This window comes from Pseudomonas sp. GW821-FHT07F05 (assembly GCF_059418765.1).
This window is the reverse complement of sequence record NZ_JBWKQL010000001.1, coordinates 108,940-131,430: the sequence shown is the minus strand read 5'-3', so window position 1 is coordinate 131,430 and position 22,491 is coordinate 108,940. Positions and strand designations below refer to the sequence as shown.

At 61.4% G+C, this 22,491-nt stretch carries 20 protein-coding genes; 12 read left to right on the top strand and 8 right to left on the bottom strand.

Annotated elements, in window-relative coordinates; translation table 11 throughout:
* Positions 1–85 precede the first annotated feature (85 nt).
* The 6 genes from AC07RO_RS00670 to AC07RO_RS00645 all read left to right on the top strand — a co-directional run bounded on the left by AC07RO_RS00670 (position 86) and on the right by AC07RO_RS00645 (position 6,690).
* On the top strand, positions 86–1,648 hold the full coding sequence (locus tag AC07RO_RS00670) for an MBOAT family O-acyltransferase (protein ID WP_495085052.1): 1,563 nt from the start codon (positions 86–88) through the stop codon (positions 1,646–1,648).
* Positions 1,649–1,658: 10 nt separating this feature from the next.
* Complete coding sequence (locus AC07RO_RS00665) at positions 1,659–2,834, top strand: alginate O-acetyltransferase (protein ID WP_282373683.1); 1,176 nt, start codon at positions 1,659–1,661, stop codon at positions 2,832–2,834.
* Between the two features lie 33 nt (positions 2,835–2,867).
* Entirely contained in the window at positions 2,868–3,524 is a 657-nt protein-coding gene (locus AC07RO_RS00660; protein ID WP_205487279.1) for an alginate O-acetyltransferase AlgF, read from the top strand.
* A 203-nt stretch (positions 3,525–3,727) separates the two neighbouring features.
* Positions 3,728–5,182, top strand: coding sequence for a mannose-1-phosphate guanylyltransferase/mannose-6-phosphate isomerase (locus AC07RO_RS00655; RefSeq protein WP_192171841.1), 1,455 nt, complete (start codon positions 3,728–3,730; stop codon positions 5,180–5,182).
* Between the two features lie 185 nt (positions 5,183–5,367).
* Positions 5,368–5,832 (top strand): multidrug transporter, encoded by a 465-nt coding sequence (locus AC07RO_RS00650; protein WP_282373218.1) that lies wholly within the window; start codon positions 5,368–5,370, stop codon positions 5,830–5,832.
* A 33-nt stretch (positions 5,833–5,865) separates the two neighbouring features.
* Positions 5,866–6,690, top strand: a complete 825-nt coding sequence (locus AC07RO_RS00645; protein ID WP_495085051.1) for an SDR family oxidoreductase — start codon at positions 5,866–5,868, stop codon at positions 6,688–6,690.
* 173 nt (positions 6,691–6,863) lie between these two features.
* Here the strand turns inward: AC07RO_RS00645 and AC07RO_RS00640 are convergent, their stop codons facing one another.
* From AC07RO_RS00640 to AC07RO_RS00625, 4 genes are read right to left on the bottom strand one after another with little or no spacing between them, the layout of a single operon-like run.
* A complete protein-coding gene (locus AC07RO_RS00640; RefSeq protein WP_122622548.1) occupies positions 6,864–7,727 on the bottom strand; it encodes an efflux RND transporter periplasmic adaptor subunit in 864 nt (287 codons plus the stop codon).
* A gap of 15 nt (positions 7,728–7,742) precedes the next feature.
* A complete protein-coding gene (locus tag AC07RO_RS00635) occupies positions 7,743–7,943 on the bottom strand; it encodes a DUF1656 domain-containing protein (protein WP_065991906.1) in 201 nt (66 codons plus the stop codon).
* On the bottom strand, positions 7,933–10,131 hold the full coding sequence (locus tag AC07RO_RS00630) for an FUSC family protein (protein ID WP_495085050.1): 2,199 nt from the start codon (positions 10,129–10,131) through the stop codon (positions 7,933–7,935). Before AC07RO_RS00630 ends, AC07RO_RS00635 begins: the two co-directional genes overlap by 11 nt.
* A 22-nt stretch (positions 10,132–10,153) precedes the next feature.
* Positions 10,154–11,665 carry an efflux transporter outer membrane subunit gene (locus AC07RO_RS00625; protein WP_495085049.1) on the bottom strand — a complete coding sequence of 504 codons (1,512 nt, stop codon included), beginning with the start codon at positions 11,663–11,665 and terminating at the stop codon, positions 10,154–10,156.
* 181 nt (positions 11,666–11,846) lie between these two features.
* Here AC07RO_RS00625 and AC07RO_RS00620 point away from each other — a divergent pair, with 181 nt between their 5' ends.
* Together AC07RO_RS00620 and AC07RO_RS00615 are read left to right on the top strand one after the other, a co-directional pair.
* Positions 11,847–12,794 carry a LysR family transcriptional regulator gene (locus AC07RO_RS00620; protein ID WP_133772022.1) on the top strand — a complete coding sequence of 316 codons (948 nt, stop codon included), beginning with the start codon at positions 11,847–11,849 and terminating at the stop codon, positions 12,792–12,794.
* A 98-nt stretch (positions 12,795–12,892) separates the two neighbouring features.
* Positions 12,893–13,867, top strand: coding sequence for a 2-hydroxyacid dehydrogenase (locus tag AC07RO_RS00615; protein WP_495085048.1), 975 nt, complete (start codon positions 12,893–12,895; stop codon positions 13,865–13,867).
* Positions 13,868–14,012: 145 nt separating this feature from the next.
* On the opposite strand, the gene AC07RO_RS00610 is transcribed toward AC07RO_RS00615, so the two are convergent.
* Complete coding sequence (locus AC07RO_RS00610; RefSeq protein ID WP_495085047.1) at positions 14,013–14,912, bottom strand: DMT family transporter; 900 nt, start codon at positions 14,910–14,912, stop codon at positions 14,013–14,015.
* A 133-nt stretch (positions 14,913–15,045) separates the two neighbouring features.
* Between AC07RO_RS00610 and AC07RO_RS00605 the strand changes: the two genes are divergently transcribed.
* Positions 15,046–15,918 carry a helix-turn-helix domain-containing protein gene (locus tag AC07RO_RS00605; RefSeq protein WP_495085046.1) on the top strand — a complete coding sequence of 291 codons (873 nt, stop codon included), beginning with the start codon at positions 15,046–15,048 and terminating at the stop codon, positions 15,916–15,918.
* A gap of 184 nt (positions 15,919–16,102) precedes the next feature.
* Here the strand turns inward: AC07RO_RS00605 and AC07RO_RS00600 are convergent, their stop codons facing one another.
* The 3 genes from AC07RO_RS00600 to AC07RO_RS00590 form a co-directional block, all read right to left on the bottom strand.
* The gene (locus tag AC07RO_RS00600) at positions 16,103–18,424 is read right to left on the bottom strand and encodes a TonB-dependent siderophore receptor (RefSeq protein WP_495085045.1); all 2,322 of its coding nucleotides are present in this window, start codon (positions 18,422–18,424) and stop codon (positions 16,103–16,105) included.
* A gap of 109 nt (positions 18,425–18,533) precedes the next feature.
* A complete protein-coding gene (locus AC07RO_RS00595; protein ID WP_495085044.1) occupies positions 18,534–19,517 on the bottom strand; it encodes a FecR family protein in 984 nt (327 codons plus the stop codon).
* Positions 19,514–20,119, bottom strand: coding sequence for an RNA polymerase sigma factor (locus AC07RO_RS00590; protein ID WP_495085043.1), 606 nt, complete (start codon positions 20,117–20,119; stop codon positions 19,514–19,516). The genes AC07RO_RS00595 and AC07RO_RS00590 overlap by 4 nt, the downstream gene beginning before the upstream one ends.
* A gap of 290 nt (positions 20,120–20,409) precedes the next feature.
* Between AC07RO_RS00590 and AC07RO_RS00585 the strand changes: the two genes are divergently transcribed.
* The 3 genes from AC07RO_RS00585 (at position 20,410) to AC07RO_RS00575 (ending at position 22,286) form a co-directional block, all read left to right on the top strand.
* Positions 20,410–20,832: an HPF/RaiA family ribosome-associated protein gene (locus AC07RO_RS00585; RefSeq protein ID WP_065991892.1), complete on the top strand. Its 423-nt coding sequence runs from the start codon at positions 20,410–20,412 to the stop codon at positions 20,830–20,832.
* Between the two features lie 538 nt (positions 20,833–21,370).
* Positions 21,371–21,700 carry a DUF3509 domain-containing protein gene (locus tag AC07RO_RS00580; RefSeq protein WP_495085042.1) on the top strand — a complete coding sequence of 110 codons (330 nt, stop codon included), beginning with the start codon at positions 21,371–21,373 and terminating at the stop codon, positions 21,698–21,700.
* A 241-nt stretch (positions 21,701–21,941) separates the two neighbouring features.
* Entirely contained in the window at positions 21,942–22,286 is a 345-nt protein-coding gene (locus tag AC07RO_RS00575) for a YXWGXW repeat-containing protein (protein ID WP_122535300.1), read from the top strand.
* The last annotated feature ends 205 nt before the right edge of the window (positions 22,287–22,491 follow it).

The following is a 22,491-nucleotide window of genomic DNA, read 5'->3' as shown; positions in this document are numbered from 1 at the left end:
CGGATGCATGTTTCACCCCTCCATTTTTCGTGGGGGGTTTGGGGGGGCTTCGGCCTTTGAAGTTGGACAAATGGAGAGATAAAGGATGGTTTTCTCATCCAACGTGTTCCTGTTCCTGTTCTTGCCGGTATTTCTCGGCTTGTACTACCTGAGCGGGCAACGCTATCGCAACCTGCTGCTGCTGGTCGCCAGCTACGTGTTTTACGCGTGGTGGCGAGTGGACTTTCTGGCGCTGTTCGCAGGTGTGACGCTGTGGAACTACTGGATCGGCCTGCGCGTAGGCGCCGCCGGGGTCAGAACCAAACCGGCTCAGCGTTGGCTGCTGCTCGGCGTGGTGGTCGACCTGGGCATCCTTGGCTATTTCAAGTACGCCAACTTCGGCGTGGACAGCATTAACGCGATGATGACGTCGATCGGCCTTGAGCCCTTCATCCTCACCCACGTGTTGCTGCCGATCGGTATCTCGTTCTACATCTTCGAGTCCATCAGCTACATCATTGACGTCTACCGTGGCGACACGCCGGCGACGCGAAATCTCATCGACTTTGCAGCGTTCGTGGCGATCTTCCCGCACCTGATCGCAGGGCCGGTTCTGCGTTTCCGCGACCTGGTCGATCAGTTCAACAACCGCACGCACACCCTCGACAAGTTCTCCGAGGGCTGCACGCGGTTCATGCAGGGTTTCATCAAGAAGGTATTCATTGCCGACACGCTGGCAGTGGTCGCCGATCATTGCTTCGCCCTGCAGAACCCGACCACGGGTGACGCATGGCTCGGCGCGCTGGCGTATACCGCGCAGCTGTACTTCGACTTCTCCGGCTACAGCGACATGGCCATCGGCCTGGGCCTGATGATGGGTTTCCGCTTCATGGAAAACTTCAAACAGCCCTACATCAGCCAGTCGATCACCGAATTCTGGCGTCGCTGGCACATCAGCCTGTCGACCTGGCTGCGTGACTATCTGTACATCACGCTGGGCGGCAACCGCGGCGGCAAGGTGGCGACCTACCGCAACCTGTTTCTGACCATGCTGCTGGGTGGTCTGTGGCACGGCGCCAACATCACGTACATCGTCTGGGGTGCCTGGCACGGTGTGTGGCTGGCGATCGAAAAAGCCATCGGCCTGAACACCGCGCCGCGCACCTTCAACGTCGTTCGCTGGGCGTTCACCTTCCTGCTGGTGGTCATGGGCTGGGTCATCTTCCGCTCGGAAAACCTGCACGTTGCCGCTCGTATGTATGGCGCCATGTTCAGCTTCAGCGATCTCGGCCTGTCGGAACTCAACCGCGCCAGCCTCACCGGCCTGCAGGTAGCGACCCTGGTTGTGGCTTACATCACCCTCGCCTTCTTCGGCCTGCGTGATTTCTACCGCAACCGTGCACCGGGCAAGCCGACCGACAAGCCCGTGCAGGCCGATGGCCCTGCCGCTGCCGAGCCCGGCCTGATCAAGGCCGTGCCGGGCGACAAGCCGGGCAGCATCCATCAACCGGGTTACATCGTCGGCACCGAAGCGCAGGTTCAGCCTGCCTACTGGACCGTCGACTGGTCGCGCTATGTCATGCGCGCCCTGGTCCTGCTGATGTTCGTTGCATCGATCCTGAAACTCTCGGCGGCCAGTTTCTCGCCGTTCCTTTACTTCCAGTTCTGAGGAGCCTGACATGACCCGTTCATTACGTTTCCTCTACATCTTCCTGTTCCTGGCGATTCTGCTGGTGCTGGGCCTGTGGTCGCTGCGCAGCTTCATCGGTTTCTCGACGTCGAAGGAGACCACCGTGCTCAATGGTCACTGGACCAAAGCGGTGGAAACCCACTACGACGAAGAATTCCCGATCAAGCGTCTGGGCACCAACCTCTGGGCAGCGCTGGACTACAAGGTGTTCAACGAAGGTCGTCCGGGCGTGATCCTGGGCAAGGACCAGTGGCTGTACACCGACGAAGAATTCGACGCCGTTGCCAACGGCGAGCAGAACGAAGCAGACAACCTGGCGATCATTCAGGGCGTGCGTGACACCCTGAAAAAGCAAGGCACGCAGCTGGTGCTGGCGATCATTCCGGCGAAGACGCGTCTGTACCCGGAGCACGTCGGTGACAACAAACCGGCCACGCTGCACACCGATCTGTATCAGCAGTTCCACGCTCAGGTTAATCAGGCCGGCATCCTCGCCCCTGATCTGCTCACGCCGCTGCAAAGCGCCAAAGAGAAGGGCCAGGTGTTCCTGCGCACCGACACTCACTGGACGCCGATGGGCGCGGAAATCGTTGCCCAGCAGTTGGGTGACGTGATCAGCAAGCAGCTGCCGCTGAACGTTGAACCGCAGAACTTCGTCACTGAAGCCAAGACGACCGAACCCTACAAGGGCGATCTGACCAACTTCCTGCCGCTGGATCCGCTGTTCAGCAACCTGCTGCCCAAGCCGGACGACCTGCAACAGCGCAGCACCAACCCGGCTGAAGCTGGCGCCGAAAGTGATGACGCCCTGTTCGCTGACAATTCGGTTGCGGTCGGCCTGGTTGGCACCAGCTACAGCGCCAACCCCAACTGGAACTTCGCCGGTGCGCTCAAACAGGCCCTGCACGCAGACGTCGTGAATTACGCCGAAGACGGCCATGGCCCGATCCTGCCGATGCTCAAGTACCTGCAGACCGACGCCTTCAAAAGCAGCCCCCCGCAGGTGCTGATCTGGGAATTCCCGGAACGCTACCTGCCCGCTCACAACGACCTGACCGAGTTCGACCCACAGTGGATCGCTGAACTCAAAAAGGCCCGTGACCCCCAACAGAATCTGGCGGACAACGCCAACAACTCCAAGTCGCCCACCCGGGCGCAAAACTGAGAGGACTCTTTGACTATGACTTCGCAGAACCCAATGCCAGTTCGTTCGAGCAAAACCAACCTGCTGAAAACCTGCGTGCTGGCCGCGAGCCTGGGCTTCGTATCCCTTTCCGCATTCGCCGGTGGCGACGCCGCGCTGTACGGCCCGACCGCACCAAAAGGCTCGACCTTCGTGCGTGTTTACAACGCCAGCAGCAGCGAAATCTCCGCCAGCGTCGGCAACACCAGCCTCAACGAAATCGGCCCATTGGCCAGCAGTGACTTCGGCTTCATGCCTCAGGGCGACTACACCGCCAAAGTCGGCAGCCAGTCCCTGCCGGTGAAACTGGCCAGCGACCACTACTACACCATCGTCAACAACACTTCGGGTGCGCCGCAGCTGGTTGAAGAGCCTCCGTTCAAGAACAAGCAGAAGTCCCTGGTTCGCGTACAGAACCTGAGTGACAAGTCACTGACCCTGAAAACCGCTGACGGCAAGACCGACGTGGTCAAGGCTGTGTCTGCCAAGGGCACCGGCGAGCGTGAAATCAACCCGGTCAAAGTCAGCTTCGCGCTGTTCGACGGCGACAAGAAAGTGGCCGACCTGAAGCCGGTTGCACTGGAGCGCGGTGAAGCCGCCGTTCTCTACGTCACCGGCAGCGGCAGCAGCCTGTCGCCAGTCTGGGTCAAGCGCCCGACGGGCACTCAGTAAGCGTTGAATCTGGCCGAGAGGCCGCCGGCAGCGCGCGTGATCAACCGCGCGCTGCCACGGATTTACGGGATTAAGCGTTCGGCGTCAGGCACTGCGGAGCAAGCAGACAGCCAAGAGGACGCCGGGCGATGCAAGACAAAAACCAGAAAGACCGAAAAGACCTACAGCCCATTCGAACGATTTTTGCTTAACGGAGAAACAAAATGATTCCAGTGATCTTGTCAGGTGGTAGCGGTTCCCGACTCTGGCCTCTTTCGCGTAAACAGTTTCCTAAACAGTTCCTGGCGCTGACCGGCGAACACACTCTGTTCCAACAGACCGTCGAGCGCCTGCAGTTCGACGGCATGCAGCACCCTGTCGTGGTGTGCAACAAGGATCACCGCTTCATCGTCACCGAGCAGCTCAATGCACTGGGTCTGGAAACTCAGGCCGTGATCATGGAACCGTTTGGTCGCAACACTGCGCCTGCCGTTGCCATCACCGCGATGATGCTGGCCAACGAAGGTCGTGACGAGTTGATGCTGGTGCTGCCAGCCGACCACGTGATCGACGATCAGAAAGCCCTGCAACGTGCGCTGGCCCTGGCCACCGTTGCTGCAGAGCGTGGCGAAATGGTGCTGTTCGGTATCCCGGCGACCAAGCCTGAAACCGGCTACGGCTACATCAAGTCCACCGCCGACGCCCTGCTGCCGGAAGGCGTCAGCCGCGTGCAGCACTTCGTTGAGAAGCCTGATGAACAACGCGCCCAGGAATTCGTCCAGGCCGGCGGTTACTACTGGAACAGCGGCATGTTCCTGTTCCGCGCCAGCCGTTACCTGGAAGAGCTGAAAAAGCACGATCCGGATATCTACGACAACTGCCTGCTGACCCTCGAGCGCAGCAAGCAGGACGGCGACAGTATCTCTCTGGACGAGGCGAGCTTCGCCTGCTGCCCTGACAACTCCATCGACTACGCCGTCATGGAAAAAACCCAGCGCGCCTGCGTGGTTCCACTCGATGCGGGATGGAGCGATGTCGGCTGCTGGTCTTCCCTGTGGGACGTGAGCGCCAAAGATGAAAACGGCAACGTTGCCAAAGGCGATGTCGTTATTCAGGACAGCCGCAACTGCATGATTCAGGGCAACGGCAAACTGGTGACCGTGATCGGCTTGGACAACGTCGTTGTCGTCGAAACCAAAGACGCCATGATGATCGTCCACAAAGACAAGGTTCAGGGCGTCAAGCAACTGGTCAACACGCTGAACGAGCAAGGCCGCAGCGAAACCCAGAACCACCTCGAAGTCTATCGCCCATGGGGCTCGTACGACTCCGTGGACATGGGCGGCCGTTTCCAGGTCAAGCGCATTTCCGTCAAGCCGGGCGCCAGCCTGTCGCTGCAGATGCATCACCACCGCGCTGAACACTGGATCGTTGTATCGGGTACCGCTCAGGTCACCTGCGACGACAACGTGTTCCTGCTGACCGAGAACCAGTCGACCTACATCCCGATCGCCTCGGTTCACCGCCTGCGCAACCCGGGCAAAATCCCGTTGGAAATCATCGAAGTCCAATCGGGCAGCTACCTGGGCGAAGACGACATCGAGCGTTTCGAAGACGTCTACGGCCGCTCCACCCCGGGCATCGAAGCCGGCGTGAAGACCCAGACCATCGCGCGTTAATACCGCTTCACCGAGTAGTACTAGCCCCCGTCAATCCTCTGCGTATTCCCCATCCGCAGAGGGTTTTCGGGGGCTTTTTTGTGGGCTTTCATACCTGTGCGACCTTGAATCAGACGAACCACCATTAGCCCAATCCCCTCCCCTTTCGGTACGATGCCCGCATCTGCAATCGCGAGATCGACACGATGATTTTCGGCGCCGTACTCCTGTTCACCTGGCTGGTCCTGCTCCTCCGCTATCCCTCCAAAGCCCTGCCTGTTTCTCTGGCGGCGGCAGTCGGGCTGGGTGTGGTGGCGGCGTTTGTGGTCTGGGAGGACAGCCGCGATGAGCAGCGCCTTGAGCGCCTGCAAATGCGCGTGAACTATGCGCCGCAACAGTGCCCGACGGGCCGCCCGTTGCTGGTGCTGATCGATAACGGCAATAAGGTCTCGCTTACCGAACTGCGCTGGAAGATCGCGGCCTACGCGCCGGGCGATACCGTGAATCTGGCCGAAGACACCTACACCGCACCGCGCTACCGGGGACCGGGCGATTTGTTGCCCGGCAGTCAGTGGCAAGATTGCTTGCCGATGCCGCCGCTGCGTCCGGGTTATCGGCCGCAGACCCTGGAGTTTCGCGCCGAACGCCTGCAAGGCACGTTCTCCGGCTGAGCGCCGCCCTTCTCTTTTTTCAAGGACTGAACCATGTCTGTGGTGTTGATCACCGGTTGTTCCAGCGGCATCGGCCGCGCCATGGCGGATGCCTTCAAAGCGGCAGGCCATGAGGTCTGGACGACGGCACGCAAGCCGGCCGATGTGGAAGCACTGACCGCTGCAGGTTTTCGTGCCGTGGCCTTGGACGTCAATGACAGCGCAGCGATTGATCTGCTGGTCTGCGAGCTTGATCAACACGGCAAAGGGCTCGATGTGCTAGTCAACAACGCAGGCTACGGTGGCATTGGCCCGCTACTGGATGGTGGTGTCGAGGCCATGCGCAGACAGTTCGAAACCAATGTATTTTCCATGGTTGGCGTGACGCGCGCGCTGTTTCCAATGCTGCGTCGCAACAAGGGGTTGGTGGTGAACATCGGCAGCGTTTCGGGCGTGCTGGTGACGCCGTTCGCGGGGGCATATTGCGCTTCAAAGGCCGCTGTCCATGCCATGACCGACGCTTTACGCATGGAGCTGGCGCCTTTCGGCATCCGGGTGATGGAAGTCCAGCCAGGCGCCATCGACACTCATTTCGCGCAAAACGCCAGCCACGAGGCCGAGCAAGTGATTCACCAGGATTCGCCGTGGTGGCCGTGGCGTGAAGGCATCCGCGCGAGGGCCAATGCGTCCCAGGGCAATCCGACACCCGCCGCCGATTTTGCCCGCGACGTGCTCAACGCCGTGCAACGCAGCCATCCACCGCGTCTGCTGCGATCCGGCAATGGCAGCCGCGCGCTGCCGCTCATGGAGCGCTTGCTGCCCAAGGTCTTGCTGGAGTGGATTCTGAGCAAACGCTTCAAGCTGGATAAGCGCCATTGACGGCCACCGCAGATGAACCTGCGGTCATGGAACTCGTGGGAGCGAGCTTGCTAGCGAAGAGGGCGGAACATCCGCTACATCTTTAGCGCCTGAAACGCCGTCTTCGTGAGCAAGCTCACTCCCACAGGAGCTCAATCATTCAGGGAGATACCCGTCATACCTTGCCCTCTGCGTTACGGCTCGACTACGGGATTCACAATCACCGTGCAGGTGATCCCCGCCGCCAGCACAACCCCTTCCGGCACGTGATCCAGGTGAATGCGCACGGGCACGCGCTGGGCCAGTCGTACCCAGTTGAACGTCGGGTTGACGTCGGCGATCAGCTCGCGGCTCTCCGGGTTATCACGATCGTAGATGGCGCGGGCGATGCTCTCGACGTGGCCCTTCATGACTTCACCGCTCATCAACTGCATGTCCGCCGGATCGCCGATCCTGACGTGGGGCAGCTTGGTCTCTTCGAAGAAGCCGTACACCCAGAACGAATTCCTGTCGACCACGGCCATCTTCGCTTCGCCGATGCGCGCGTAGTCGCCGCGATGCACGTTGAGGTTGGTGACGTAGCCGTCCACCGCCGCCAGCACTTTGGTGCGTTGCAGGTTCAACTGCGCGGCTTCGAGCTGCGCAACCGCCAACTGGTAATCCGCCTGGGCAGAGGTGGCGACGTTGCTGGCGTCTTCGCGGCTTTCGGCGGAGATCACCAGGGCGTCCATGTCCTTGCGCCGATTGGCGTTGACCTTGCGCATCTCCCACGTCGCCTTGCGTGACGCCACCATGGCCTCGGCCTGCTTCACCGCCAGCTGATAGTGCTCAGGGTCGATCTGCATCAGCAGGTCACCTTTTTTCACCGGCTGGTTGTCCTTCACCGGCACATCGATCACCACGCCGCTGACATCGGCGGCGACGTTGATCACGTCGGCGCGCACCCGGCCGTCGCGGGTCCACGGCGTGTCCATGTAATGAATCCACAGCAGCCGGCCGATCCAGATGGCCAGGGCCAGAATCAACAAAGTCGCGATCAGACTGAAGAGCTTTTTCATCTCAACCAACGTGCCTCAACGGTAAACAGTGAGCGCCATGGCGCCGAAAATGCAGCTGAACAGGCTCAGACGCAGCAGCGCCGGATGCCAGAAAAAACGGTACAGGTCGAGCCCGGACATGAAGCGGTCCAGCGCCCAGGAAAGCACCATCGCGACCAGAAACATGACGGTCACGGTCGGCATGTACACGCCGTGGAAGGCGAGTTCACGAGGCATTGAGTTGTCCTTGGGGCGAGGCCACAGACGCCTGCTCTGACGCAGCGCCCGCGAGCGGCGATTGCGGGTCCAGCAGGCAGGTGCGGATGAAGTGCAGGTAGCTTTTCACCCGGCGCAATGCCGAGGTGTCGAAGTGTGGCGCGAAGGGCTCGTCGGTATTCTGCACGCAGACGATGGCGTGATCGACGGCCGACAGGCTGCGCGCCAGGTTGTGGCGATCAGGCTGGATGAACAGGCGAATCAGCGAGCGGCCCATGGCACGAATCGCCTGCCGCCAGGGTTGCGATTCGGCGTAACTCGGGTGCACCGGCAGAATGTCCTGCTCGCGGCGCAACTCGATGATCGCGTGGCCGATTTCCAGCACCACGAACATCCAGCGCAGCAAATTGCGTTGCACTTCCGGTTTGCCGGCGGCCAGGCCATAGGCCTGATGCATCAGGTCACGGGTGCGGCTTTCGAAGCTGGAACGGATTCCGCGCAGCGGCGCGCTGATGGCGAAACTGACTTGCTGACGCAGATTGCCTTCCAGCCGCTGCCACAGCCAGCGACTGTTCGGCGGCAGAATGATCGCCCCCGCCGCCGCGCACAGCAGCATGCCGAGGACCATGGCGATGTAGTCGTTGATGAACGCGTACGGGTTGTAGACCGTAAGGTTGTCCGGCGCCGAACCGATGCTGAAGAAAATCAGCAGCCCCAGCCCATATCCCACCCACTGCGGCCGTGTGGTCAGGAACGTGCCGAGCACGAACACCGGCGCCAGCACCATGCACAACAGGGGGAAACCGTCGATGCGCGGCAGCACGAAAAAGGTGATGAAAAACCCCAGCACCGCCCCCAAAAAGGTCCCGCACGCCATCTGAAACGACATGCGCCTCGGGTTCGGTGTCGTCGCGGAAAGCGCCACCGTCGCGGCGGACACCAGGGTCATCGAGGCACCGCTCGGCCAGGCCGTCGCCACCCAATACACCGACATGACCGCGAGAATAAAGGTCGCGCGCACGCCGGAGGCCAGCGAAGACAGCCAACTGGTGGTGGAGACGAACGGCTCGACCCACTTCTCCCGCGCATGGCGGTGATCGGCCAGGGAAGCGTGGGTCTGGGCGTAGTCGTGCATGTCATCGACGAAGCGATACAGCAATTCGTAAGCGGTATGGAAATCCAGCAGGTCATCGTCGCCGGGCTCGGTCTTGACGAACTCGGCGCGCAGGCTGCGCACGTGCTCGGGCAAGTCGGCCTTGTACACGCTCAAGCGATTGGCGAGCAGCGCGGCGTCGGCGTTGGTCAGCGCGCGACCGGCGAAAGGCTCTAGCAATCCTGTCAGCGCAGTCAGGCCGGGCTCGATGGCCTGAACGGCCGGTGTCACACCGCGTCGACGCAAGCGTTCCAGCAATTGATGCAGGGCGTTGAAGCGCGTGGTGATGGTCATGAATTCGCTGTTCAGGCGATTCAATCGGCCGTTGCGACGGCGCATGTGCGGGTCTTCGAACACCGTGACCGCGCGCAACCCTTCGAGCCCCACGGCATCGGCGATGAAGCGCACGTTGCTGGCCTCGAACGACGCCGGATCGCTCTCGCCGCGCAGGCCGGTGATGACGAACTGGGCGAAGGTGCCAAAGCGCTGATACATGGTGTTGCGCATCGCCGCGCCGGCGCTTTGCGGCAGGATTGCAGCGCTGACCAAAGTGGAGCAGACGATGCCGAGGGAGATTTCCAGCACCCGCCACATGGCCGCCATAAATGAGGTATCGGGGTGAGCGAGCGCGGGCAGCCCAGTCATTGCGGCGGTGTAGCCGGCCAGCACAAAACCATAGGCGCGGAAGTTGCGATAGCGCGCGGCCCCGGCGCAGCAGAAGCCGACCCAGATCGCCAGACTGCCGAGGAACAGCTCGCTGTTTTGCGCGAACAGCGCCATCAACGTGACCATCACTACTGACCCGGCGAGCGTGCCGAGCAAGCGGTAGAAACTCTTGGCAAACACCTGACCGCTCTGGGGCTGCATGACGATGAACACGGTGATCATGGCCGTGCGCGGCTGCGGCAGTTCCAGGCGCATGGCGATCCAGTAGGTGAGGAAGGCCGCGGTCAGCACCTTGCCGATGTAGATCCACGTCACGCCATCGCTGCGCGCCCAATCGTTCAGGCCGCGCCGCCATTCGAGGGATTTGAGCCAGTCAAAAGCGGCGTTCATCGCCAGGCCCTGCCAAAGCGCGTCATTTATCGAACACCGCCAGCGACACCGGCGTTTTCGGCGCAGCGGTCCTTTCCGGCGCAGGCGAATCATTGCCCGCCATCAACCCTCCCCCCAGCGCCACCACCAACTCCGCGTGCACCGTCAGGCGTTCGGCCTGGACGTGTTGCTGCACCTGCTGCTGATGAAACAACAGCGTCTGCGCGTTGAGCACATTGAGGTAATCGGTCAGGCCGCGTTTATAGGCGACCATCGCGATGTCGTAGGTTTTCTGCGCGGCGGCTACCGATTGATCGGCGAACTGTTGCTGCTTTTCCATCGACTCGCGGCGAATCAATTGATCGGAAATGCTCTTCAGCGCCATCACCAGGGTCTGGTTGTACTGCGCGACGGCTTCGTCATAACCCGCTGACGCCACACCCAGCTCCGAACGCAAACGCCCGCCGTCGAAGATCGGCAACGTGATCGCCGGGCCCACGCTGTAATTGAATTTCTTGCCGGCGAGGAATTCCAGCATGCCGCCGCCGGTGGCCATGTAACCGAGGCTGCCCATCAGATCGACGTTCGGATAAAACCCGGCATGGGCCACATCAATGCCCCGCGCCTGTGCCGCCACCCGCCAGCGACTGGCCACCACGTCCGGACGCTGCCCGAGCAGTTCGGCAGGCAACGCCGAGGGCAATTTCAATGCGGCCTCCAGCGACAGCGTAGGGCGCTGAAGACGTGCGCCCTCGCCTGGGCCTTTGCCCGCCAGCGCCGCGATCTGATTGCGGCTCAGGGCAATTGCCTCGTCCAGCGCGTCAATCTGACGATGGGTTTCGGGCAACGGGGCTTCGGCCTGGCTGACTTCGAAATGGGTGCCAATGCCGCCCTTCAAGCGACGCTGGGCCAGATCAACGATCTGCTGCTGTTGCGCGAGTGTGGCTTGGGCAATGTCACGCTGGGCGTAGTTGAGGGACAACTGGATGTACGCGCGGACGATGTTGTCCTGCAATTCCAGTTGCGCCTGACGCTCCTGAGCCGCACTCATGTGCGCCATGTCCAGCGCCTGTTCGGAGTGGTTGCTCTCCTGGCCCCACAGATCAAGGGAATAACTCAGGCCCAGCGACGCGTTGTTGTCCCACGTGCTGGTGTTCGACAGCTCACCCGGACCGTAGAACTGATCCGTCGGCCAGTTGTGGCGTTTCAGCGTGCTGTCGCCGGAGATGTGCAGGGATTCCGCCGATTCCGCGATGCCCGCCATGGCCTTGGCCTGACGCACCCGCGCGGCAGCAATCGCCAGGCTGGGGCTGCCGAGTGCGGCCAGTTCGATCCAGCGATTGAGTTGTTCGTCGCCATAGGCCCGCCACCACTGACCGGCCGGCCAGTGGGCGTCTGTGTCGGCCGCCTTGATGGCGTCGTCGGTGGCCAGCGCGTCGGGGGACAACGCTGTGCCTTGTGGGGCGATTCCGCCAGTTCCGATGCAGCCGCTGATGAGTAACGTTAAAGCCCACACACTGAGGGGCTTGAGCCCTCTGACGAGACGACGCGGCACTGCTGCAATTACCTGAATGGAGGGGGAATCGATGATGCGGCGATTCTAGGGGGCGTCTAGTCCGGCGATAAGCCGGGACTTCTGCGAATCTTTGTTACCGAACAGGAGATAATCCTTTGGTATGGCTGACATGGATCAGTTACTTCATGTCACAATTTGCTATCTCACCTGAGAACGGCCAATGGACACTCTGCAAAACATGCGCGCCTTCACTTGCGTGGCGCAGGCGGGCAGCTTCACCGCTGCTGCCGCTCAATTGGACACCACCACCGCAAACGTTTCGCGCGCTGTCTCCAACCTCGAAGCCCACCTGCAAACCCGACTCCTGAACCGCACCACGCGCCGCATCGCCCTGACTGAAGCGGGCAAGCGTTACCTGCTGCGTTGCGAGCAGATCCTCGGTTACGTGGAAGAAGCGGAAGCCGAAGCCAGCGACGCCCATGCGCGGCCGGCCGGGCAGCTGAAAGTCCATTCGATGACCGGCGTCGGCCAGCATTACGTCATCGACGCGATTGCCCGCTACCGGCGCAATCACCCGGACGTGTCGTTCGACCTGACCATGACCAACCGCGTCCCGGATCTGCTCGAAGAGGGTTACGACGTGTCCATCGTTCTCGCCAGCGAGCTGCCGGATTCGGGCTTTGTGTCCCAGCGACTGGGCATCACCTACAGCATCGTTTGCGCCTCTCCGGCCTACATCAAGGCGTTCGGCATGGCGCACCGGCCGGCCGACTTGCTCAATCACGCCTGCCTGCGTCTGGTCAGCCCGGTGTTCCCGCTGGAAAAGTGGGCGTTCGACGGCCCGGAAGGTCAGGAAACCGTGACCATCGGCAACTCGCCGTTTCTGGTGAATTCGGCCGACGCCATGCAGGCAGCGATCAGCAGCGGCATGGGCATCGGGATTCTGCCGATCTACTCGGCGATCGAGGGTTTGCGTAATGGCTCGCTGGTGCGAGTACTGCCCCAGTACCGCTCCCACGAGCTGAACCTGTACGCGATCTACCCGTCGCGGCAGTACCTGGATGCGAAGATCAAAACCTGGGTCGAGTACCTGCGCGGGTCCCTGCCGGAAATCATGGCCGCCCATGAAGCGGACCTGCAGACCCATGTGTTGCCGGAGACGGTTTAGTCATCACGTGAGCGTTACGGCGGAACCCTGCCAATCCCTCGGCAAGAATGTTAGCGTGCTACGCATTGCCCTTCTGACCTGCCGAGAGAAGCTATCCGATGAAAAAGACCGTCCTTGCCTTCAGCCGCGTGTCCCCGGAAATGGCCGAGCGCCTGCAGCAAGATTTCAACGTGATCATCCCCGACCCGAAAAAGGGTGATCTGAACGCGCAGTTCAACGAAGCCCTGCCCCACAGCCACGGCATGATTGGCGCCGGTCGCAAGCTGGGCCGTGAGCAACTGGAGAATGCGAAGCAGCTGGAAGTGGTGTCGAGCATTTCGGTCGGCTACGACAACTACGACGTCGGCTACCTCACTGAACGCGGGATCATGCTGACCAATACCCCCGACGTGCTGACGGAAAGCACGGCCGATCTGGGCTTCTCGTTGATCATGAGCAGCGCCCGCCGCGTCGCCGAACTGGACGCTTACACCAAGGCCGGCAACTGGAAGCGCAGCATCGAAGCACCGCACTTTGGCACTGATGTGTACGGCAAGACGCTGGGCATCGTGGGCATGGGCAACATCGGCGCAGCGGTCGCACGACGCGGTCGTCTGGGCTTCAACATGCCCGTCCTCTACAGCGGCAACAGCCGCAAGACCGCCATCGAGCAGGAACTGGGCGCGCAATTCCGTACGCTGGATCAGTTGCTGGCTGAGTCGGATTTCGTCTGTCTGGTGGTGCCACTCAGCGAAAAGACCACGCACCTGATCAGCACCCGTGAGCTATCGCTGATGAAGAAGAGCGCGATTCTGGTGAACATCGCCCGCGGTCCGATCGTCGACGAACCGGCGCTGATCAAGGCGCTGCAGGACGGCACCATTCGCGGCGCCGGTCTGGACGTGTACGAAAAAGAGCCGCTGTCTGAATCGCCGCTGTTTGCGCTGAGCAACGCGGTGACGCTGCCCCACATCGGTTCGGCGACGGACGAAACCCGCCAGGCCATGGCCGACCGCGCCTACGCCAACCTGCGCGCCGCGCTGCTGGGCGAGAAGCCGCAGGATCTGGTGAATGGGCAGGTTTGGAAGGGCTGAGCGTCACAGTTATTGATGATCGTTCCCACGGTCCCCGTGGGAATGCCACTCCCGGCGCTCCGCGCCATTCGGGCAGGGTGACGCGGAGCGTCACAGGCTGCATTCCCACGCAGAGCGCGGGAACGATCAAAGGTCTCAGCCTCCCTCACGCGAGCTTTGCGCCCACCGGCACAACCACCCTCGGCTTCCTGAACACCATCACGTTGCCGGCCATCACCAGCACCAGCCCCATCAGCGCGGGGGCGGTCCATTGGTAGCCTTCGGCAAACGCCGACACATTCAACGCCACCACCGGGAACAGCACCGTGCAATACGCCGCGCGCTCCGGGCCCATGCGGCCGACCAGAGTGAGGTAAGCCGTAAAGCCAATCACCGAACCCGGGATTACCAGGTACAGCAACGAGCCGATGTACCGCGCGTTCCACTCAAACGCGAACGGCGTACCGCTCAGCACGCAATACACGCACAGCATCGTCGCGCCATACAGCATGCCGTAGGCATTGGTGGTCAGCGGGCGAAGTCCGGCCTTCTGTTGCAGGCTGGAAAGCATGTTCCCCGCCGAGAAACACAGCGTGCCGAGCAGGGTCAGCGCCAGGCCGATCAAGGTCTCGCGACTGGCGCTGTGCCCGGCCAGCTCCGGCCAGAACAGGCACGCCAGACCGATCAGCCCCAAAGTGCCGCCCATCAACACGTTGCGCGCGATTTTCTGCTTGAAGAAGATCCGCGCATTGAGCGCGTTCCACAGTGTCGCAGTGGAAAACACCACCGCCACCAGACCGGTCGGGATCCACTGGCTGGCGGTGTAGAAGCACATGAAGTTGACGCAGAACAGGCACAGCCCTTGCGCCAGACAAATGAGCTGCCCGCGCCGATTGACCTTCTGCAGTTTCCCGGTCGCCAACAACAGGGCGAAGATGATCAGCGCCGCGAGGCCGAAGCGATAGACGATCGACACCGGGATGGCGACTTCACCCAGTTGCAGTTTCAAGGCGATCCAGGTCGTGCCCCAGATCAAAACGGTCAGCAGATACAACGTGATGTTCATGTCAGGCTCTCCAGTGAAGCCTCAGTCTGGCGGCGCGGGTCTGCGCTCACTTGCAGAAACTTGCGCATTTGATCGTCGCCCCGCTGGCAGGCGGCTTGGCGCGGAGTAGGATGCGAGGCGTAGAGGAGTCCCCATGTCGTCACTCGAAACCATCCAGGTTTTTCAATCCCTGAACAGCTCGCCCCACGCGCAGCTGGAGAAATGCGCGCCCCTGGGCGACGGGGTGATGGCGGCGCTGTGGAACAACCGCCACGACGCGCAGAACTACCACGCGCCGACGCACCACACCCTGTCGTGCTACATCGACGGCGGCACCGGGACGTTCCGCCGCGATCAGCCAGACAAGAAAGGCGCCCCTGACAAGATCTGCACGCTGCCGGCCGGCCATCAGTCTTCGTGGGTGGTGAACGGGGAAATCCGGCTGGCGCATCTGTACATCAGCCCCGAGCAGTTCGCCCTCAATTGCGTCACGCTGCTGGATCGCGAGCCGCGCCAGCTGGCGTTGCAGGAACACACGTTTCTGGACGACTCGCTGCAGGCCGAGCGCTTTCATCGTTTGATCCGCATGGACTGGAGCGAGCCGGGCGAACGCATGCTCGCCAGCAGTCTCGCCCACGAGCTGCTCGATCACATGGTCCTGCGCCAGGTGGGAATGCGCGAAGGGTTACGCTTGAAGGGAGGATTGGCGCCGCACCTGCGCCGTCAGCTAGTGGAGTTCATCGAGCCGAATCTGGCCGAGCCGTTAAGCCTTGGGCAGTTGGCGGGCATGTGCGCGCTGTCGGAATACCACTTCGCACGGATGTTCCGCGAAAGCTTCGGCCTGCCACCCCACCAATACCTCCTCGCCCGACGCCTCAACCGCGCCCGGGAGCTGCTGCGCTCGACGCGCAAGCCATTTGGCGAGATCGCCCTGGAATGCGGCTTCGCCAGCGCCAGTCATTTCAGCAACCGGTTCAAACAGTCAGTCGGCGCAACGGCGAGTGAGTACCGGGCTGCGTTTCAGTAAATGCTCCTCAGTGTCACCCACTCCAACTGACCCAACCTATATCAACTGTAGGAGTGAGCTTGCTCGCGAAGGGGCCAGTACCTCCGCCGACCGCTTATTGGCCGGACCACAGCCTTCGCGAGCAAGCTCACTCCTACAGGGTTTGCGTAAATCGCCAGGACTTCGCCTCGGAAAGGGAAGACCTTCAGAACTCCAGCGTCGTCGCCATCACCACTTGCCGCGAGTCCCCCAGCGACACGAAATAACGGCTCACCGCCGAACTGTAATAGGTGCGATCAAACAGGTTCTTCACGTTCAGCTGAAACTTCACTTTCTGCCCGTCCAGACGGGTTTCGTAGGTCGCGAAGGCATCGGCGACGGTGTAGCCGGGCAGATCAAAATCATTGTCCGGATTGCCCGGGCGTTCGCCGACGTAATGGCCGCCCAAGCCCGCTCGCAAACGGTCCGCACCCATCACAGCGCCAAAGTCGTACACCGCCGAGACCGACCCGCTGTGCCGGGGCACGTTCTGCAAGCGGTTGCCTTTCAATGTCGGGTCCTCAACCACCCAGGCATCAGTGAAGGCATAACCGCCAATCAGGCTCCAGCGTTCTGACAGCTGCCCACTCACGTCCAGTTCCAGACCCCGCGAGCGCACCTGGCCCGCCGTCGTGTACACCGTGTCCGCGGTCAGCGAGTCGAAATTCGCCACCAGCACATTACGCTTTCTGATGTCGAACAGCGCCAGCGTCGCACTGATGCCATCGGACGAATCCCACTTGGCACCCATCTCCCACGCTTTCGATTCTTCGGGCGGCGTCGCCGAATCCAGCACGGTGCCGCCCGCCAGCGTGGCGATGCTGGAGTTGGGCTTGAACGCTTCGGTGTAGCTGCCATAGAACGACAGCTCGTCGCTGTAGCGGTAGACAAGCCCCGCTCGCGGAATCCACTTTTGTCCGTTCAAATCGGTGTTGCGCATGAACGGCGAGCCTTTGCCTGCCTGCTGATCGAACACTTGATAACGCGCGCCCGTGACGAAAATCCAGCGATCGGTGAGGTGCACGGAATCCTGAGCAAACACCGAGTCAGTGCGCAAAATGTCGAGCTGATGGCTGTCCGCCGCACTGACCTGAGTACCCTCCGCTTCCTGGCCATACACCGGATTCAAATAGCTGAACGTGCTTAGGCTTTTCTGGCGAATTAACTCACCGCGCGCAATCTTGCGGTATTCGTCATCGACGCCGATCAGCAGCTCGTGCCGCATGCCGGCCAGCGAGGTGTCGCCGCTCAAGGCGAGGGTGGTGAAGCGATCGGTGCTCAGGGCGCTCCCGGTGCCGTCGATGGAGCGGGTCAGCGTCCCGGTTGCCGGATCGACGGCGGTCACGCGCACCTGGCTGGCGTCGTAGGTCTCGCGGTTGTAGCTGTAGCCGAGGTGGCCCTTCCAGTTGTCGTCGAAGGTGTGGTCGACCTCGAATCGATACAGGTCCGAACGCCCTTCCATGTTGTTGAATGGCTCGTCCAGACGCCGGGTCGCTGGGATGTTCAATGGACGGTTGGTGCGCGGATCGATGGCCGTTCCGCGATCAAACGGCGAGAGAAATTCCCGGTGCTCGTAGGACGCCAGCACTTCGGTGTCATCGCCATACCAGGCAAGCGATGGCGCCACCAGCGACTCACGGTGCACGCCGTAATTGCGCCAGTAATCTTCGTCTTCGTGGTCAACGATCAGGCGATACGCCAGACCGGTTGACGCCCCTTCAGCACCATCAATGGCGCCGGTGCTATCAAGTGTTCCGCCGCTGCCGTTTTTGCCTGTGCCGTAGCTCGAACCCCGAACCGTGAGGGCGTTGGCCGACTGCAACTGCGGGCGCTTGCTGACCACATTGATGACCCCGCCCGGGTCCTGAATCCCATACAACAGCGATGCCGGCCCCTTGAGAACTTCGACGCGCTCGGCCGTGGCATTCAGGTTGCGGCCCTGCACCACCGGCATGCCGTCGCGCATGATCGAACCGTCGCGGTTGTCGCCAAAACCTCGCTTCATCAGCGTGTCCTGGGTGCTGCCGAGGGTATTGCCCTGGGTCACGCCGCTCACGTTTGCCAGCGCATCGTCGAGGTTGCGCGGCGCCTGATCGCTCAACACCTGCGCCGGAACGACGCTCACCGCCTGGGGGTTTTCCAGTCGCGGGGTTGCGGTGCGCATCACCGATGTCACAGCAGGCGGCTGATAGCTGTAGGCACCGCTGCGTGTGGAATCGATCTGCGTCGCGCCAAGGGTGACCGTGCCCTCGGCGGGGCGGGATTGCAGCGTGAAGGTGTCGTCGGTGGCACGGCGGAAGGTGAGGCCAGACGTGCTCAACAGCACGCCTAACGCCTGCTCCGCACTGAACGAGCCGTTCACCGCCGGGGCATCCACGGCGTAGGGCGTTTCCTGGGTGTAAATCACGCCCCGCCCTGTCACCCGACTGAAATCCCTCAGCGCCTGGGGCAGCGGTTTGGCCGGGATCGAAAAGTCGTAGGCCGGCACGGCTGCCTGAGCGCACGCGCTCCAGACCGCTACAACCCAAACGACATACCCACTTCTCACATCGATCAACCCCGTATGAATGCGCTACACCGCAACAGCTCGCCTGTGATCAACGGATCACGATCACGCGCCCGAGCGCTTCGTACTGCTCAAAGCCAATGACGGACTTCAACGCCGCCAGCACGGCCTGCGGATCGCGGCTGGGAAAGCTGCCGCTGACGGTCTTCGCGGCCAGCTGATCGTTGAGCAACATGATTCGCCCCGGGTAATAGCGGTTCAGGTCGCTGATGACATCGGCGAGCGGCGTGCGGGAATAATTGAGCCAGCCCTGACGCCAGGCCAACTGGCTTTCGCTGTCGACAGGCTGCGGATCACTGGTGCGTTCGCGGTCATAAGTGACCCGCTGACCGGCCGTCAAAATCTGCTGCGGCGCATCGGAGGCCGCCTTTACGCCAACGCGTCCCGACAGCACGGTGACTTGCGCCCCGACGGGCTGCAACCGCACTTCGAACTGCGTGCCCAGCACCCGGGTTTCCCCGCGTCCGCCATCGACTACAAACGGCTGGCCGGTATGGGTGACCTGAAAGAATGCGGCGCCACGGCGCAACTCGACGTGCCGCTCATCCGCATCGAAATGCACGGCGATCGCGCTGTCAGCGTCCATCGTCACCTGCGAGCCGTCGGCCAGCGCCACGGTCCGGACCTGCCCCGGTGCGGACACATAATCGGCGCTCAGATCCTCTGCCCAGCGCTGCGGATTCCAGCCCATCCCGACGCTCACCATCAGCACCAGACACGCCGCCATCGCCAGCGCCGCTCCCCAGCGCGGGAGCCGTTGCAGCGTGGGCGCGTCCATCTTCCGCAGCAATGCGTCGAGCGCGGCGGCGTCCTCTTCGGCCAGGGTGGCGGCAGGCTCTTCACTGAGTTCCCACAGCACCTGGGCCTGAGCGTATGCCTCGGCATGGGCGGGGTCGGCGTGCAGCCAGCGGCTAAAACACGCCTGATCGGCGACCGTCGGTTGGTTGTGCAACACACTGAGCCAGCTCAGCGCCATGGTGTGCGGATCGGCGTTTTGAACAGAAACGGCGTTCATCGACGTAAGCCCCCGGATTTCCCACCAATGGGCACAACCCGCGCGGCGTCCTCATTAACGCTCGCCTTGCAGGCCTGCAAGGCGCGCATCATGTGTTTCTCCACGGCACTCTGCGAAAGGCCCATGGCCTTGGCGATCTCGGCGTACTTGCGCCCATGGATACGGTTGAGCAGGAAGATCTGCCGGGTTTTCTCCGGCAATCCGCGCAACGCCGCGTCGATGTGGCGCAGATCATTGCTCGCCTCCAGCGCCGCCTGGGGTTCGTCAGTCTCGGGCCGATGCGCGTCAGGCAGCAACTCGTCGCTAAGTCGGGCGCGAGTGCTTTCATTGCGCAGATGATCAATGGCGATATTGCCAGCGCAGCGCATCAGGTAGGTGTTGAGTTCCTCGACCTGCAGCAGCGGACGCCGCCAGAACCTGAGAAACAAGTCCTGCACCAGGTCCGCCGCCGTCGCCCGGCAACCCACCCTTCGGCTGACCAGCGCCTCCATTTGCGGGCGCTGTGACAGAAACACCTCCAGAAACCGCGCGCGTGCAGCTTTCGGGACCTCGTGGTCGAGGTCCTGACGCGCTGAGTTCAAGGACGGAGGCTGATCGATCATGGTCAGGCACTGGGTGAGAGGATGCGAGGCGCGATATTAATGATAAATATTCTCATGCGCAAAAGATGTCCGACGAATCTCGCAACAAATCTGCAGCGCCTGAAACCAGACCCTGAAAAGGCGCAGCCCAGTAAAAATGGACTTGCCGGTCGAGTTCCCGCGTCCGCGAAATATATTCTCGGTTCCAAGGGGTTGAATTGTTCGTGGATCGGCGCCAACACTGTGAATGAGGGCAGACGAAAAACACCTCGTCCAGACTCTCCCGAGCAAGCCAAAGTAAGGGAAGAACTATGCAAATCCAGGTCAACAGCGATAACCACATCGAAAACAGCGTCCGTCTGGAGGAGTGGGTACGAACCACGGTTGAAACTACGCTCGAACGATACGAAGAGGATCTGACCCGCGTCGAGGTCCACATCAACGACGAAAACGGCGACAAGCCCGGCCCCCACGACATCCGTTGCCAGATGGAAGCCCGGCCAAAAGGACACCAACCCATTTCAGTGACCCACAAGGCCGATTCGATTGATCAGGCCGTGGATGGCGCAGCGGTCAAACTGGACCACGCCCTGGAACATCTTTTCGGAAAACTGCGCGGCAACAAACGCGGCGCGGCGCCGGTGATCGAAAGCGATCTGGATGACGAGCCGGTCAGTGCTGACGCGTTGCTCGAAGAAGAATTTCTCGAGAAGGATGAAGCATTGCACGGCTGATGCAGCAGCCTTGAAACACTAAACTGCTGACGGAGGGGCGGGCCTGGAAACGGGTCCGCCCCTTTTTTTGCGCGTTTTTTAATTGCCGAGCTTCCGCATGGAGCGCTGGGATAAACCTGAGACAAGTTCGCTTCCAAACCCACGCACACAAAGAACGCATGAGGCGCGCAAATGGTGCCGAGTGGGAATTATCCAAGCAGTTACCCGGTACAAGATGGAGGCTGAAACCATGACCTGCTTCTCGATTCAGCGGCCCGCGGTCCACCTGCTAGGCGCATTTAAACCTTTCGTCCCTTGTGGCCCAAACCCTGCAAGCTTTGTATCGTCGAGCTTACACCTCACCTGCACGCCGCATGCTTAATAGCTCCGCGCACAGTGACTCGCTCAATGAGACGACGTTTCAACGGACCACTGATGGATATCACCGCGACTTCAGCGAGAGCGGCCAGGGCAGGAATCATTAACCGTTGATCGGCTTCGAGAACTAAAGGGATTCACCCCCAGTCAATTTATGCAGATCGTTAACAGGTAACAGGCCATGGATAACCCTTTTCAACTGATCACTGACGCCTTCCACCCCGACTACCGGGTCAACCTGAGTATTCAGGGTCTCGACGGAACCATCATGCTGACGCTGTCGAATGAGTCAGGTGTGGTCGCCAAACGCCTGCTCAGCGCGGAGCAACGCAACTCGCCCAAGCGTCTGCGTCGTTTGATCGAGAGCATCCAGTTCGGCATCGCCATCGAACAGGGCCACAGCGCCATCAAGATCCTGGCAGCCATGACCGACGGCGACCTCAAGCAACTCTCGCCGCCGCCCACCCGAACCAGCTTCCTTGGCCGTCCGCAGATGACTGCCGGCATCTGATTGTTCGATGCGCATGGCATGGAGTGAGGTGATCTCTGTCACCTCTCCAGCGCAGCCTCTTCGGGGCATCATTGTTGATGCGCCCTGCCATCCGCCAATGATCGCCGACTCCCCTCTAAGTCCCGCCGATTCAGCCCCCAGACAGAAAGCACCTGTTACAACAAACCTGTAGCAAGCCGGCTGCCCCCGTGACACAAAAAAACGGCGAGCAGCAGAGTCTGGACAAGTCTGAGGTGACGATATGTCTCTACGATACATAGCGCTGATTGGCGCGCTGGCCCTGGCGACCGGGTGCGTGGAAGAAAGAGTGGTACACGAACGGCGAGTCGTCGACCGACCCGCACCCCGCGCCGAATACGTCGAAGTTGTCGCCCCGCAAGCGCCGCCCGTGCGCGTCATCGAAGAAGAACCGGCCCCGCGCCCGGGCTACATCTGGTCCCGCGGCTACTGGCGCTGGAACGGCAACCGCTACGTCGCCGAGCACGGCCACTGGGAAGCGGTACGGCCGGGCTATCGCTATCAACATCCGTACTGGGAAAGTCGAGGCGATGGCTGGCATTACCATGTTGGGGTGTGGGTGAACTGACGAACTGCCGCACGCAAAAATGCCCCGCTGAGACGGGGCATTTTTTTGGATTCGCTGGTGGATAGCTCATCGTAAAACAGCTCGCTGATTGCAAGCGGCGATTACAAGGGAGAGGCAAGTTCGTACCGAACGACCATCCCATCTTGCAAAGTATCTCGGTCGCCGCTGCAGCAACAACCTGCCAACTGCTTGAAGCATCACTGGT